This is a genomic window from Mycoplana sp. ABR4_002 (assembly GCF_056159645.1).
The window spans coordinates 1,958,487-1,972,374 of sequence record NZ_JBSWVO010000001.1 but is presented as its reverse complement, the minus strand read 5'-3'; the positions used below and the strand labels follow the sequence as shown (position 1 = coordinate 1,972,374).

Below are 13,888 nucleotides of genomic sequence, written 5' to 3'. Positions count from 1 at the left end.
CGATAAACCATTTCGGCGGAAAAGGGAAACCCGCCCCCGCATCGCAAGACGCCGGGGCGGGTTCGAAAGGCAACGCGGTCAGGCGTCGGCGGCGACCTTCATCGAGACGATCGTGTCCGGATCACGCACCGGCTCGCCGCGCTTGATCTTGTCGATGTTGTCCATGCCTTCGACGACCTGGCCCCAGACCGAGTACTGCTTGTTCAGCCAGGGTGCGTCGGTGAAGCAGATGAAGAACTGCGAGTTCGCCGAGTTCGGCATCTGGCTGCGCGCCATCGAGCAGGTGCCGCGGACATGGCTCATGTTGGAGAACTCGGCCTTCAGGTCCGGCTTGTCCGAGCCGCCCATCCCGGCGCGGGCCGGATTGAAATCCTTGCCGCCGGTCTTGCCGTACTGCACGTCGCCGGTCTGGGCCATGAAGTCCTCGATCACGCGGTGGAAGACGACGCCGTCATAGGCGCCTTCCCGCGTCAGCTCCTTGATGCGGGCGACGTGGCCCGGCGCCAGGTCGGGCAGCAACTGGATCACGACCCTGCCCTTCGAGGTCTCCATGATGATGGTGTTTTCCGGGTCCTTGATCTCGGCCATATCCTATCTCCTTGGTTTTGAATTTTATTTTCCGACCGTGACCTTCGTCATCCGGTCGGGATCGGTGACGACGCCGTTGTTGGCTTCGTCGCCGCGCTTGATCTTGTCGACGTTTTCCATGCCCTCGACCACCTGGCCGACGACGGTGTACTGGCCGTTCAGGAAGTCACCGGGAGCGAACATGATGAAGAACTGCGAGTTGGCGGAGTCGGGATCCTGCGAACGTGCCATGCCGACGGTGCCGCGTGCGAACGGTACGTCGGAAAATTCTGCCGGAAGGTCGGGCTGCGAAGAACCACCGGTGCCCGCCGCACCCGGCTCGTAGCCGCTCTCCATGTCGCCGTACTGGACATCGCCGGTCTGCGCCATGAAGCCGTCGATCACGCGGTGGAAGGCGACGTTGTCATACTCGCCGGCCGCGGCCAGGGCCTTCATGCGCTCGACATGCTTCGGCGCCACATCGGGGCGAAGCTCGACCACGACCGGGCCGTCCTTCAACTGGATCGTCAGGTATTCCTTGGCCTGCGCCCAGGCGGTGCCGGTGGCGGTAGCAAGGAACAGGGCGCCCGCGAGGGCGAACTTGAGGGGTTTCATGGTCACTCCGTTTCGTTGAGGGACGTATCAGGGTCGGGTGCGGGCCTTGAGCGCCTCGTTGACGACCTTGGGGACAAAGGCGCTGACGTCGCCGCCCATGCCGGCGATCTGGCGAACCAATGTGGCGGTTATGGGTCGCGAGGCGACGCCTGCCGGCAGGAACACGGTCTGGATGTCGGGCGCCATTTGCTGGTTCATGCCCGCCATCTGCATTTCGTAGTCGAGGTCGGTCCCGTCCCGCAGGCCGCGAATCAGAAGATGGGCCTCGTGCTCGCGCGCGGCGTCGACCACCAGCCGGTCGAAGGCTACGACCGAGACGTCGCCGGCTCGCGCCGGCAGGGACTCCGCAATCGCGCCGCGGATCAGGTCGGCGCGCTCGTCGAAGGAAAACAGCGGGACCTTGCCGGGGTGGATACCGATCGCAACGATGACCCTGGGCGCGATGCTCAGTGCCTGGATCAACACGTCGAGATGACCATTGGTGATCGGGTCGAAGGAACCCGGATAGAAGGCAACTGCCATGGCGTTTTCCCGTTTGCCGCGTTTTGTCACGCGGCGGCGCTTGACGCAATAGAGTGTTGGGCCAGCGTCGATGCTGTCCCCGGCAAAGGACCATGGCCCTCGGACCACGAGGCATCACCGTCCCGGGACGCCAACGCGCCGCTCGTCCGCTGATATAGGGTGCGGGGAACAAAAGTCGAAACGGCCGCGTTGCTACAGGGAACTCGAATACCGGATACATCCTCAAGATGGAAGGACAGGCCAGATGGCACTCGCCCTGCTCAGCATGACGATGTTCGTGGTGCTCACCACCGCCAGCATGCGCGCCCTCCGCGCCGAGGCCAGCAAGACGTTGGCGGCCGGGGGGGCTTGCACCCAAACAACGAGGAGCGCCGCCCCATGACCGGCATCCTTGTGCTCGCCGCCCTTTCGATCAGCATCTTTCTGACAGTGGAATTTTCGCGCACGATTGCGGCCCTGCACCGGCAGAACGCCGCGCTCGGGGCGGCGAAACGCAAAGCAGGCGGCTTCGACGTGTGACGTCCCCTTGCCGCCATTCCGCGGACGCCCGTGCTCCGGCGTCCACACGAAGACGGCCGGCACCGTGAGGCGCCGGCCGTCTTGTCATTTCGCAGCGATGCGGCCGCGGCCGTTCGGTTCGTCCCGGCTTACTCCGAGGCGTCTCCCTCGGCCTGGGTCGGCGCGGCGTCCACAACGGCCTCGGCGCCATCACCGTTGCCGTTGATCTCGGCCTCGTCCTCGCCATCGGGCTCGCTGATGCGCTCGACCGAGACGACCTTCTCGTCCTTGGACGTGGAGAAGATGGTGACGCCCTTGGTCGCGCGGCTGGCAATGCGGATGCCGTTGACCGGTACGCGGATCAACTGGCCGCGGTCGGAGACGAGCATGGTCTGGTCGCCGTCGGCGACCGGGAAGGCGGCCACGAGCTTGCCGATCTCGGCCGTCTTCGACGTGTCGGTGGCACGGATGCCCTTGCCGCCGCGGCCGGAGGTGCGGAAGTCGTAGGAGGACGACCGTTTGCCGAAGCCCTTCTCCGAAACCGTCAGCACGAATTGTTCCCGCGCCTTCAACTCCTCGTAGCGTTCGTCGGACAGCTGCCCCTCTTCGGTCACTTCCTCGCCCACCAGCGCGATCTCCTCGACCTCGCCGCCGGCGGCGCGCCGGTCGGCGGCCGAGCGCTTCAGGTAGGAGGCGCGCTCCCAGGGTTCGGCGTCGACATGGCTGACGATCGTCATCGAGATGATGCGGTCGCCCGGGCTGAGCGAAATGCCGCGGACGCCGACCGAGTTGCGGCCGGCAAAGACGCGGACGTCGTCGACCGGGAAACGGATGCACTGGCCCAGCGCCGTCGTCAGCAGCACGTCGTCCTGGTCGGTGCAGGTCTCCACCGAGAGGATCTCGTCGCCCTCTTCCTCGAGTTTCATGGCGATCTTGCCGTTGCGGTTGACCTGGACGAAATCCGACAGCTTGTTGCGCCGCACCGTACCGCGCGTGGTCGAGAACATCACGTCGAGGTTGGCCCAGGTGCTTTCGTCCTCGGGCAGCGGCAGGATGGTGGTGATGCGCTCGCCGGGCTCGATCGGCAGCATGTTGATCAGGGCCTTGCCCTTCGACTGGGGCGTGCCGATCGGCAGGCGCCAGACCTTCTCCTTGTAGACGATGCCGCGCGAGGAGAAGAACAGCACCGGCGTGTGGGTGTTGGCGACGAACAGCCGCGTGACGAAATCTTCGTCGCGCGTCGCCATGCCCGAGCGCCCCTTGCCGCCACGGCGCTGCGCGCGATAGGTGGCGAGCGGCACGCGCTTGACGTAGCCGGCGTGCGACACGGTGACCACCATGTCCTCCTCGGCAATCAGGTCCTCGTCGTCCATGTCCGGACCGAAATCGGCGATCTCGGTGCGGCGCGGCGTGCCGAACTCGTCGCGGATCGCGATCATCTCGTCCTTGACGATGGTCTGGATGCGCAGGCGCGAACCGAGAATGTCGAGATAGTCGCGGATCTCCTCGCCGATCTTGTTCAACTCGTCGGCGATCTCGTCGCGGCCGAGTGCGGTCAGGCGCGCCAGCCGCAGCTCGAGAATCGCCCGCGCCTGCTCCTCGGACAGGTTGTAGGTCATGTCCGCATTGATGCGGTGGCGCGGATCGTCGATCAGGCGGATCAGCGCCTCGACGTCGAGCGCCGGCCAGCGGCGCTCCATCAGTTGCTCGCGCGCCGTCTGCGGATCGGGTGCATGACGGATAAGGGCAATGACCTCGTCGATGTTTGCGACTGCGATCGCCAGCCCGACCAGCACGTGTGCCCGCTCGCGCGCCTTGCGCAGCAGATACTTGGTACGGCGGCTGACGACCTCCTCGCGGAAGGAGACGAAGGCGCGCAGCATGTCGAGCAGCGTCATCTGCTCCGGCTTGCCGCCGTTCAGCGCCACCATGTTGCAGCCGAATGAGGTCTGCAACGGGGTATAGCGGTAGAGCTGGTTGAGGATGACGTCGGCATTGGCATCGCGCTTCAGTTCGACGACAACGCGGTAGCCCTCGCGGTCGGACTCGTCGCGCAGGTCGGAGATGCCCTCGATGCGCTTGTCGCGCACCAGCTCGGCCATCTTCTCGATCATCGTCGCCTTGTTCACCTGATAGGGGATTTCGGTGATGATGATCTGCTCGCGGTCGCCGCGCATCGGCTCGACGCGTGCGCGCCCGCGCATGATCACCGAGCCGCGGCCGGTCTCGTAGGCCTGGCGAATGCCGGCCCGGCCGAGGATCATGGCGCCGGTCGGGAAATCCGGTCCGGGGATGATCTGCATCAGGTCCGGCAGTTCGATCGCGGGGTTGTCGATCAGCGCGACGCAGCCGTTGATGACCTCGACCAGGTTGTGCGGCGGGATGTTCGTCGCCATGCCGACGGCGATACCGCCGGCGCCGTTGACGAGCAGGTTCGGGAACTTCGCCGGCAGCACGGACGGTTCCTGCAGCGTGCCGTCGTAGTTGTCGCGGAAATTGACGGTTTCCTTGTCGAGGTCGTCGAGCAGGCTGTGGGCGGCCTTTTCCAGGCGGCACTCGGTGTAGCGCTGCGCCGCGGGCGGGTCGCCGTCGACGGAACCGAAATTGCCCTGGCCATCGATCAGCGGCAGGCGGAGCGACCAGTCCTGCGCCAGGCGCGCCAGCGCGTCGTAGATCGCCGCATCGCCGTGCGGATGGTACTTACCCATCACGTCGCCGGTGACGCGCGCGCATTTGACGTACTTCTTGTTCCAGTCGATCCCCATCTCGCCCATGCTGAAGAGGATGCGCCGGTGAACGGGCTTGAGGCCGTCGCGCACGTCGGGCAGCGCGCGGCTCACGATCACGCTCATGGCGTAATCGAGGTAGGACCGCTGCATTTCCGCAGTGATGGAAATGGGCTCAATACCGGGAGGGTTCTTGCCGCCGGGGGTCGTTTGCTCTGTCAATTGCGATCACGATCTTTGTTCAGAATCAGTCGGGAGTTTATAGCCTAACAGCTTGATCTGCGCCAATTTTGCGGGAGGTTTTGAACAGTCTTTTGCCTGAGACGCCGCCGGCCGGCGCGTTTTTGGACGGCGGCGGAGACACCTGGCGCGGGCGGCCCTTCCCTTGTGTCGACCCTTTCCCTAACAATGAGGCAGAAACGCGTCGAAAGTGCGCGTCAGATCGGCAGGGGGATAGCCGGAATGTATGACACCGATTTGGTCGTCAACGCCTTGACGACGTTACTCGTGACGCTCGATCCGCCGGGGCTCGCGCCGATCTTCCTCGGATTGACGGTCGGCATGAACCGCGCCGAACGGGCGCAGGTGGCGATGCGGGGCTCGATCATCGCCTTCGGAATTCTCGCCGTCTTCGCCGTCTTCGGCGCAGGCGTGCTCGGTTTGCTCGGCATTTCCATCGCCGCCTTCCGCATCGCCGGCGGCATGCTGCTGTTCTACATCGCCTTCGAGATGGTGTTCGAGCGCCGGCAGGAGCGCAAGGAGAAGACGTCCGAGGTGGCGATCACCAAGGATCACATCCGCAACATCGCGGTGTTCCCTCTGGCGCTGCCCCTGATCGCCGGGCCGGGCGCGATATCCGCGACGATCCTCTTGTCCGGCTCGCTCTCCTCGCCGATGGGACGGGCCGCCCTGATCGCCGTCATCGCCCTTTGCGTCGCCCTCGTCTATGTCACGCTGGTGGTCGCCGAGCGCGTCGACCGCTTTCTCGGCGCCACCGGCCGGGCGATCCTGACCCGGCTGCTCGGCGTGATCCTCGCCGCCCTTGCCATCCAGTTCATCGTCGACGGGGTCCGCGCCGCCTTCGTCATCTGACGCCGGGCCGGCGTCGCCGCCACGACAACCGAGAAAACGAAAGCGCCGGCTCTGCAGCCGGCGCCGAGAATACGTTCGGAGCAGACAGCGACCTCAGAACGGGATGTCGTCGTCCATGTCGCGCGAAAACGAAGGCGACGAGCCGCCACCACGGCTGGAGCCGGACGACGACTGCTGCGAGCCGTAATCGTCATAGTTCGGGCCACTGCCGCCGCCATAGTTGCCGCCACCGAAGTCAGAGCCGCCGCCGCGGCGGTCGCCACCGCCCTCGCCGCGGCCGTCGAGCATCGTCAGCGTCGAGTTGAAGCCCTGCAGCACGACCTCGGTGGTGTAGCGGTCGTTGCCGGTCTGGTCCTGCCACTTGCGGGTCTGCAGCTGCCCTTCGATGTAGAGCTTGGCGCCCTTCTTGACGTATTGTTCGACGACCTTGCACAGGCCCTCGTTGAAAACAACGACGTTGTGCCATTCGGTCTTCTCGCGCCGTTCGCCGGAATTGCGGTCGCGCCAGCTCTCCGAGGTGGCGATGCGCAGGTTGGCGATCGGCCGGCCATCCTGGGTCCGGCGGATCTCCGGATCCGCTCCGACGTTTCCGATCAGGATTACCTTGTTGACGCTGCCAGCCATCCACCTTGTCCTTGTTGTCGCGCCGGAACCGGTCCGGCCTCATCTGAAAACTCGATCCGTCATCTTAACGGCCGCCGCGCCGGCGCGCCGCCCGTGAGCCGGATAATCCACAGATCAAATTGCAGTTTATTTTGTTCTTTTTTTGTTCTAGTAAACCCCTACACTCTTGTCAACCGAATCGGAAAGAGGCAGGTTTCGTCGCCACGCGCATGGACAGGCACACTCCAGTCCCTACATAGGCGCTACGGAAACACACCTCATCCGAGACCTGACACCTGACGCCGGACCCATGAGCGAACTCAAGACCATTTCCATCCGCGGTGCACGCGAGCACAATCTCAAGGGCATCGACCTCGACCTGCCGCGCAACAAGCTGATCGTCATGACCGGCCTTTCCGGCTCGGGCAAGTCGTCGCTCGCCTTCGACACGATCTATGCCGAGGGCCAGCGCCGCTATGTCGAGAGCCTTTCGGCCTATGCGCGCCAGTTCCTCGAGATGATGCAGAAGCCGGACGTCGACCAGATCGACGGGCTGTCGCCGGCGATCTCGATCGAACAGAAGACGACCTCGAAGAACCCGCGCTCGACGGTCGGCACCGTCACCGAGATCTACGATTACATGCGCCTTCTGTTCGCGCGCGTCGGCGTGCCCTATTCGCCGGCGACCGGCCTGCCGATCGAGAGCCAGACCGTCAGCCAGATGGTCGACCGGGTGATCGACTTCGGCGAAGGCACCCGCCTCTATATCCTGGCGCCGATCGTGCGCGGCCGGAAGGGCGAGTACAAGAAGGAACTCGCCGAGCTGATGAAGAAGGGCTTCCAGCGCGTCAAGGTCGACGGCCAGTTCTACGAGATCGCCGACGTGCCGGCGCTGGACAAGAAGTACAAGCACGACATCGACGTGGTGGTCGATCGCGTCGTCGTCCGCGCCGACCTCGCCGCCCGGCTCGCCGACAGCCTCGAGACCTGCCTGAAGCTGGCCGACGGGCTGGCGATCGCCGAGTTCGCCGACAAGCCGCTGCCGCCGGAGGAAACGGCCGCGGGCGGTGCGGCCAACAAGTCGCTGAACGAGACGCATGAGCGGGTGCTGTTCTCGGAAAAATTCGCCTGCCCCGTCTCCGGCTTCACCATTTCCGAGATCGAGCCTCGGCTGTTCTCGTTCAACAACCCGTTCGGCGCCTGCCCGACCTGCGACGGGCTCGGCAGCCAGCAGAAGATCGACCCGGACCTGATCGTGCCCGAGCCGCAGCGGACCTTGCGCGACGGCGCCATCGCCCCCTGGGCCAAGTCGTCCTCGCCCTACTACAACCAGACCCTGGAGGCGCTGGGGCAGGCCTATGGCTTCAAGCTCGCCAACCGCTGGTCGGACCTGCCGGAGGCCGGCCAGAAGGCGATCCTCTACGGCACGGAGGAGAAGGTCGAGTTCCACTACCAGGACGGCGCGCGCTCCTACAAGACGACGAAGACCTTCGAGGGCATCGTCCCCAACCTCGAGCGGCGCTGGAAGGAAACCGACTCGGCCTGGGCGCGCGAGGAGATCGAGCGCTTCATGTCCGCCGCCCCCTGCCCGGCCTGCAACGGCTATCGCCTGAAGCCGGAGGCTTTGGCGGTGAAGCTTGACCGCCTGCACATCGGCGAGGTCACCAACATGTCGATCCGGGTCGCGCGCGACTGGTTCGACGCGCTGCCGGCACACATGAACGCCAAGCAGAACGAGATCGCCGTCCGCATCCTGAAGGAGATCCGCGAAAGGTTGCGGTTCCTCAACGACGTCGGCCTGGAGTATCTGAGCCTGTCGCGCAATTCCGGCACGCTGTCCGGCGGCGAGAGCCAGCGAATCCGCCTCGCCTCGCAGATCGGCTCCGGGCTGACCGGCGTGCTCTACGTTCTCGACGAGCCGTCGATCGGCCTGCACCAGCGCGACAATGCCCGCCTGCTTGACACGCTGCGGCACCTGCGCGACATCGGCAACACCGTGATCGTCGTCGAGCACGACGAGGACGCGGTGCTGACGGCCGACTACGTGGTCGACATCGGCCCCGCCGCCGGCATCCATGGCGGCGAGATCGTCGCCCAGGGCGCGCCGGCCGAGATCATGGCCAACCCGAATTCGCTGACCGGCAAGTACCTCTCGGGCGAGCTGGCCGTGGCGGTGCCGGCCGAGCGGCGCAAGCCGGAGAAAAAGAAGGAAATCACGGTCGTCGGCGCGCGCGCCAACAACCTGAAGAACGTCACCGCCTCGATCCCGCTCGGCGTGTTCACCGCGGTCACCGGCGTCTCCGGCGGCGGCAAGTCGACCTTCCTGATCGAGACGCTGTACAAGTCGGCGGCGCGACGGGTCATGGGCGCGCGCGAGATCCCGGCCGAGCACGACCGCATCGACGGATTCGAGTACATCGACAAGGTGATCGACATCGACCAGTCGCCGATCGGCCGCACGCCGCGCTCGAACCCGGCCACCTACACCGGTGCCTTCACCCCGATCCGCGACTGGTTCGCGGGGCTGCCGGAGGCGAAGGCGCGCGGCTACCAGCCGGGCCGCTTCTCCTTCAACGTCAAGGGTGGCCGCTGCGAGGCCTGCCAGGGCGACGGCGTCATCAAGATCGAGATGCACTTCCTGCCGGACGTCTACGTCACCTGCGACGTCTGCCACGGCAAGCGCTACAACCGCGAGACGCTCGACGTGACCTTCAAGGGCAAGTCTATCGCCGACGTGCTCGACATGACGGTGGAGGAAGGGGTCGAATTCTTCTCCGCCGTTCCGGCCGTGCGCGACAAGCTGGTAACGCTGAACCAGGTCGGCCTCGGCTACATCAAGGTCGGCCAGCAGGCCAACACGCTGTCGGGCGGCGAGGCCCAGCGCGTCAAGCTCGCCAAGGAACTGTCGAAGCGCTCGACCGGGCGCACGCTCTATATCCTCGACGAGCCGACAACCGGCTTGCATTTCCATGACGTAGCGAAGCTTCTTGAAGTTCTGCATGAGCTGGTGAACCAGGGCAATTCGGTTGTGGTGATCGAGCACAATCTCGAGGTCATCAAGACCGCCGACTGGATCATCGACTTCGGTCCCGAAGGCGGCGACGGCGGCGGCGAGGTGATCGCGCAGGGCACGCCGGAACAGGTGGTGACGGTCGCGCGCTCCTATACCGGGCAGTTCCTGAAGGAGTTGCTGGAGCGGCGGCCGGTGCGCCGGGCAGCGGCGGAGTAGCCCGGTGATCCTGATCGGCCAGTACGATTCGTCCTTCGTCCGTCGCGTCGCCATCGCGCTGCGGCTGTACGAGCTGCCCTTCCGGCACGAACCCTGGTCGGTGTTCGGCGACGGCGCAAGGCTGCAGGCGCTCAACCCGCTGATGCGGGTGCCGACGCTGGTGCTCGACGACGGCGACGTTCTGGTCGACAGTCACGCGATCATCGATCACCTCGACGGGCTGGTGGCGCCGCAGCGGCGGCTGATGCCGCAGGACGAACCGGAGCGGCGCCGGGCCCGGAATGTCGTGGCGCTCGCGACCGGCTTGGCCGACAAGGGCGTCAGCCTGTTCTACGAACTCTACCTGCATGACGACCCGGCGGCGGTCTTTGTCGATCGCTGCCGGTCGCAGATTTCGGCCGCGCTGCGGGCGCTCGAGGCCGACCGCGCCGCCCGCCCGGGCGATGCCTGGTTCGACGGAAGGATCGGCCATGCCGACATCGCGGTCGCCTGTGCCTGGCGCCATGTGGGCGAGGCCCATCCCGGCCTGATCGTGGCAGCCGACTACCCGGCGCTGGCGGCGCATTGCGCGCGCATGGAAGCGCTCCCCGTCTTTACCGAAATCTCGCAACCCTTCAGCGCGCCGGCCTGAGGGCCGCGCCGCCCCCGCCGCAAGGAGACGACCCATGGCAGAAACCGGCACCATCCGCACCGGCATCGGCGGCTGGACCTTCGAGCCGTGGGAGGGAACGTTCTATCCGGACAAGCTGGCGAAGAAGCGCCAGCTTGAGTATGCCAGCCGCGAACTGACGGCGATCGAGGTCAACGGCACGTATTACAGCTCGCAGAAGCCGGAAACGTTCGCCAAGTGGGCGTCGGAGGTGCCCGAGGGCTTCGTCTTCTCGCTGAAGGCAAGCCGGTTCTCGACCAACCGCAAGGTGCTGGCCGACGCCGGCGAGTCGGTCGAGCGGTTCCTGTCCCAGGGGCTGACGGAGCTCGGCCCCCACCTCGGGCCGATCCTGTGGCAGTTCGCGCCGACGAAAAAGTTCGAGCCGGTCGATTTCGAGGGATTTCTCAAGCTGCTGCCGGAAAAGCAGGACGGCTTGCTTTTGCGCCATGCGCTGGAGGTTCGCCATGCATCGTTCATGGCGCCGGAGTTCGTGGCGCTGGCCCGCAAGTACAAGGCGGCGATCGTCTATGCGCAGCACGAAACCTATCCTGAGATCGCCGACGTCACGGCGGACTTCGTCTATGCGCGGCTGCAACGCGGGTCGGATGAGGTGCCGACCTGCTACCCGCCGCAGGCGCTGGATGAATGGGCCGGCCGGTTGAATACGTGGGCGGCTGGCGGGCAGCCGGACGGCCTGCCGCTGGCCGATCCGGCACGAACAGCGGAGCGTGAGCCGCGCGACGTGTTCGCCTTCTTCATCACCTCCGGCAAGGTCAACGCACCGAACGGCGCACGCGAATTGCAGCGGCTGGCCCAGCCGCACCGGTAGCGCCGACCCGGCCGCTATTGGGCGGCGACAGCCCGGCGGCGCGTGCGATCGAGGACGCGCGGGCCGAGCGCGGTCAGGATAAGGCCGGCGACCACGAGGGCCGCGCCGGCCAGGCGCAGCCCGCCGAAGCTCTCGCCGAGCACGAGCGCGGACGAACTCATGCCGAACACCGGCACCAGCAGCGAGAACGGCGCCACGGTCGACACGCCGTGCTTGCGGATCATGTAGCCCCAGACGCCGAAGCCGAACACGGTTGCGACATAGCCGATATAGGCGACCGCACCGATCCCCTCCCACGACAGCGCGGCGAGCGCCGCCAGATCGCGGTCAAGCCCCTCCGTGGCGAGCGAGATCAAGGCGAGCGGGATCGGCGGCACGAGGCTGACCCAAACCATCAGCGCCAGCATGCCGACCCGGCCGACCTGCTTCATCAGCATGTTGGAACACGCCCAGGCCAGGCCGGCGGCGAGCACCAGCGCCAGCCCGGCGTAGGTGAAACCGCGGTCCACCGTCATCGCGATCACCGCCATGCCGGCAAAGGCGACGAGAATGCCGGCCACCTGCACCGGACGCGGACGGTCGCCAAAGATCGCCGCCGCCAGGATGACCGTGAAGAACGCCTGCGACTGCAGCAGCAGCGACGCGAGCCCTGCCGACAGCCCGGCATCCATGCCGACAAAGAGAAAGCTGAACTTGACGACGCCGAGCACCAGCCCGATGCCGAGGATCAGTCGCCAGGGCACGTCGGGTCGCGGCACGAAGAAGACGAGCGGGAGGGCGGCGAAGACGAACCGCAACGCCGAGAACAACAGCGGCGGAAAGTTGTCGATGCCGATCTTGATGACGACGAAGTTGAAACCCCAGACCGCCGCGACGAGCACGAGCAGCGCTATGTCGATCAGGCCCATGATGCACCTTCCGTGCCGGCTAGCAATGGGCCAGCAATAGCGAGCGCCTCGCCGGGAGCCAAGTCAGTAGATTTGATCAAAGCCATTCAGACGGCTGATGAGATCCTCGGCGGTGAGGCCGTTGCCAGCGCGCCTGCCGGCCTCGCCGTGGCGCCACACCGCCGCCGCGGCCGCCTCGAATGCGGACATGCCCTGGGCCAGGTGCGCACCGATGACGCCGGAGAGCACGTCGCCGGAGCCGGCGGTCGCAAGCCAGGGCGGCGCGTTGGTGTTGATCACCGCCCGGCCGTCCGGTGCGGCGATCACCGTATCGGCGCCCTTCAAGACGACGGCCGCATGGCTGCGCGCCGCGGCCTGCCGCGCCCGGTCCACCTTGGACAGCGCGCCGTCGGCCGCCAGATCGGGAAACAGGCGCGCAAACTCGCCGTCATGCGGGGTGAGCACCAGCCGGCACGGGCCATCGGCGAAGGCATCGAACAACGGCTCGGGCGCCTCGCGAAACGCGGTGATTCCATCGGCGTCCAGCACCAGCGGCCGGTCGCAGATCGCCATCACATATTCGCGCGCCCGGGCGAGATCGCCAAAGCCCGGGCCGAGCACAAAAGCTGACAGCCGCGGATCGGCGGTGAGCGTGCGCAGCGCGGCGACGTTGTCGACCTGCCGCAGCATCACCGCGCTGAGGTGTCCGGCATTGACATCGGCCGCCTCGGCCGGCGACAGCAGCGTCACCAGCCCTGCCCCGGCCTTCAGCGCCGCGCCGGCCGATAGCCGCGCGGCGCCGGTCGCCAGCCGCCCGCCGGAAAAGACGGCGAGATGGCCATGGCCGTACTTGTGCGTGTCCGGACCGCTGCGCGGCAGGCTCATACGCCAGATGGCGGGGACGTTGACCCGCAGGTGATGGGACGCCGTCGCGAGGATGCGCGCCGGAATACCGATATCGTAGACTGTCGTGTCGCCGCACAGCGCACGCCCCGGCATCAGCAGGTGACCGGGCTTGCGGCACATGAACGTCACGGTATGGGCGGCCGAAAAGGCTGCGCCGCGGATGCCGCCGGTGCGGCCGTCGACGCCGGAGGGAAGATCGACGGCGACGACGGGGATGGCGAGACCGACCACCTTGGCGACGAGCGCGCGGACGGGCTCGTCGAGGTCGCGCCCCAGTCCGGCGCCGAACAGTGCGTCGATGACGACATCGCCAACCGCAGGCGCATAGGCGGACAACGGCCGGGCCGGCCCGGAATAGCGCTGCCGGGCCGTGCCGGCGTCGCCCTCGCTCGGCAGTCGGCCAAGCGCGAACAGTTCGACGGTGCCACCGGCGGCGGCAAGTGCGCGCGCGGCGACATAGCCGTCGCCGCCGTTGTTGCCCGGACCGGCGAGGACGACGAAGCGCAGCGCTCCGGGATAGTGCCGCAGCGCAACTGCCGCCACGGCCTGACCGGCCCGTTCCATCAGTGCGAAACTGTCGATGCCGCTCTGTGCTGCAGCCCTGTCGATGCCCGCCATCTCGTCCGGCGTGACAACGACCGTCTCAAGGTCGATATGCATGCGCCGACAATGCCCGCAAAATCTCCGCCAGGCTACCGCATTCTTTACTGCCTATATTGTGGGCATTTGCACAGCATATGTGCTTAAATTGACGGCGATGGAGGA

At 66.3% G+C, this 13,888-nt stretch carries 13 protein-coding genes; 6 read left to right on the top strand and 7 right to left on the bottom strand.

From position 1 onward, the window contains the following. Positions 1 to 78 precede the first annotated feature (78 nt). From ACXAGF_RS09600 to coaD, 3 genes are read right to left on the bottom strand one after another with little or no spacing between them, the layout of a single operon-like run. Positions 79 to 588 carry a peptidylprolyl isomerase gene (locus ACXAGF_RS09600; RefSeq protein ID WP_475016481.1) on the bottom strand — a complete coding sequence of 170 codons (510 nt, stop codon included), beginning with the start codon at positions 586 to 588 and terminating at the stop codon, positions 79 to 81. A gap of 24 nt (positions 589 to 612) precedes the next feature. Next, positions 613 to 1,182: a peptidylprolyl isomerase gene (locus ACXAGF_RS09595; protein ID WP_475016479.1), complete on the bottom strand. Its 570-nt coding sequence runs from the start codon at positions 1,180 to 1,182 to the stop codon at positions 613 to 615. Between the two features lie 27 nt (positions 1,183 to 1,209). Next, the gene (coaD, locus tag ACXAGF_RS09590) at positions 1,210 to 1,704 is read right to left on the bottom strand and encodes a pantetheine-phosphate adenylyltransferase (RefSeq protein ID WP_475016476.1); all 495 of its coding nucleotides are present in this window, start codon (positions 1,702 to 1,704) and stop codon (positions 1,210 to 1,212) included. Positions 1,705 to 1,948: 244 nt separating this feature from the next. On the opposite strand from coaD, the gene ACXAGF_RS09585 reads away from it, so the two are divergent. Both ACXAGF_RS09585 and ACXAGF_RS09580 read left to right on the top strand, forming a co-directional pair. Further along, the gene (locus ACXAGF_RS09585; protein ID WP_475016474.1) at positions 1,949 to 2,086 is read left to right on the top strand and encodes a hypothetical protein; all 138 of its coding nucleotides are present in this window, start codon (positions 1,949 to 1,951) and stop codon (positions 2,084 to 2,086) included. Further along, positions 2,083 to 2,223, top strand: coding sequence for a hypothetical protein (locus ACXAGF_RS09580; RefSeq protein WP_475016472.1), 141 nt, complete (start codon positions 2,083 to 2,085; stop codon positions 2,221 to 2,223). The genes ACXAGF_RS09585 and ACXAGF_RS09580 overlap by 4 nt, the downstream gene beginning before the upstream one ends. A gap of 128 nt (positions 2,224 to 2,351) precedes the next feature. Here ACXAGF_RS09580 and gyrA read toward each other — a convergent pair whose 3' ends face one another. Then, complete coding sequence (gyrA, locus tag ACXAGF_RS09575) at positions 2,352 to 5,150, bottom strand: DNA gyrase subunit A (RefSeq protein WP_475016469.1); 2,799 nt, start codon at positions 5,148 to 5,150, stop codon at positions 2,352 to 2,354. A gap of 240 nt (positions 5,151 to 5,390) precedes the next feature. On the opposite strand from gyrA, the gene ACXAGF_RS09570 reads away from it, so the two are divergent. Next, positions 5,391 to 6,020: a MarC family protein gene (locus tag ACXAGF_RS09570; RefSeq protein WP_475016467.1), complete on the top strand. Its 630-nt coding sequence runs from the start codon at positions 5,391 to 5,393 to the stop codon at positions 6,018 to 6,020. 93 nt (positions 6,021 to 6,113) lie between these two features. Here ACXAGF_RS09570 and ACXAGF_RS09565 read toward each other — a convergent pair whose 3' ends face one another. Then, positions 6,114 to 6,644 carry a single-stranded DNA-binding protein gene (locus ACXAGF_RS09565; protein ID WP_475016462.1) on the bottom strand — a complete coding sequence of 177 codons (531 nt, stop codon included), beginning with the start codon at positions 6,642 to 6,644 and terminating at the stop codon, positions 6,114 to 6,116. Positions 6,645 to 6,933: 289 nt separating this feature from the next. Between ACXAGF_RS09565 and uvrA the strand changes: the two genes are divergently transcribed. The 3 genes from uvrA to ACXAGF_RS09550 are packed head-to-tail and all read left to right on the top strand — an operon-like array spanning position 6,934 to position 11,330. Further along, positions 6,934 to 9,852 carry an excinuclease ABC subunit UvrA gene (gene uvrA, locus ACXAGF_RS09560; RefSeq protein ID WP_475016460.1) on the top strand — a complete coding sequence of 973 codons (2,919 nt, stop codon included), beginning with the start codon at positions 6,934 to 6,936 and terminating at the stop codon, positions 9,850 to 9,852. Positions 9,853 to 9,856: 4 nt separating this feature from the next. Continuing rightward, a complete protein-coding gene (locus ACXAGF_RS09555) occupies positions 9,857 to 10,483 on the top strand; it encodes a glutathione S-transferase family protein (RefSeq protein ID WP_475016458.1) in 627 nt (208 codons plus the stop codon). A gap of 34 nt (positions 10,484 to 10,517) precedes the next feature. Next, positions 10,518 to 11,330, top strand: a complete 813-nt coding sequence (locus ACXAGF_RS09550; RefSeq protein ID WP_475016456.1) for a DUF72 domain-containing protein — start codon at positions 10,518 to 10,520, stop codon at positions 11,328 to 11,330. Between the two features lie 14 nt (positions 11,331 to 11,344). Here ACXAGF_RS09550 and ACXAGF_RS09545 read toward each other — a convergent pair whose 3' ends face one another. Both ACXAGF_RS09545 and ACXAGF_RS09540 read right to left on the bottom strand, forming a co-directional pair. After that, entirely contained in the window at positions 11,345 to 12,238 is an 894-nt protein-coding gene (locus ACXAGF_RS09545) for an EamA family transporter (RefSeq protein ID WP_475016453.1), read from the bottom strand. A gap of 63 nt (positions 12,239 to 12,301) precedes the next feature. Continuing rightward, a complete protein-coding gene (locus tag ACXAGF_RS09540) occupies positions 12,302 to 13,783 on the bottom strand; it encodes an NAD(P)H-hydrate dehydratase (RefSeq protein WP_475016449.1) in 1,482 nt (493 codons plus the stop codon). Between the last annotated feature and the right edge of the window lie 105 nt (positions 13,784 to 13,888).

Excerpts from the sequence above, each read along its gene's own strand:
- ACXAGF_RS09600 (WP_475016481.1), bottom strand. The coding sequence starts at position 588 with ATGGCCGAGATCAAGGACCCGGAAAACACCATCATCATGGAGACCTCG.
- ACXAGF_RS09595 (WP_475016479.1), bottom strand. The coding sequence starts at position 1,182 with ATGAAACCCCTCAAGTTCGCCCTCGCGGGCGCCCTGTTCCTTGCTACC.
- coaD (WP_475016476.1), bottom strand. The coding sequence starts at position 1,704 with ATGGCAGTTGCCTTCTATCCGGGTTCCTTCGACCCGATCACCAATGGT.
- ACXAGF_RS09585 (WP_475016474.1), top strand. The coding sequence starts at position 1,949 with ATGGCACTCGCCCTGCTCAGCATGACGATGTTCGTGGTGCTCACCACC.
- ACXAGF_RS09580 (WP_475016472.1), top strand. The coding sequence starts at position 2,083 with ATGACCGGCATCCTTGTGCTCGCCGCCCTTTCGATCAGCATCTTTCTG.
- ACXAGF_RS09570 (WP_475016467.1), top strand. The coding sequence starts at position 5,391 with ATGTATGACACCGATTTGGTCGTCAACGCCTTGACGACGTTACTCGTG.
- ACXAGF_RS09565 (WP_475016462.1), bottom strand. The coding sequence starts at position 6,644 with ATGGCTGGCAGCGTCAACAAGGTAATCCTGATCGGAAACGTCGGAGCG.
- uvrA (WP_475016460.1), top strand. The coding sequence starts at position 6,934 with ATGAGCGAACTCAAGACCATTTCCATCCGCGGTGCACGCGAGCACAAT.
- ACXAGF_RS09550 (WP_475016456.1), top strand. The coding sequence starts at position 10,518 with ATGGCAGAAACCGGCACCATCCGCACCGGCATCGGCGGCTGGACCTTC.
- ACXAGF_RS09545 (WP_475016453.1), bottom strand. The coding sequence starts at position 12,238 with ATGGGCCTGATCGACATAGCGCTGCTCGTGCTCGTCGCGGCGGTCTGG.
- ACXAGF_RS09540 (WP_475016449.1), bottom strand. The coding sequence starts at position 13,783 with ATGCATATCGACCTTGAGACGGTCGTTGTCACGCCGGACGAGATGGCG.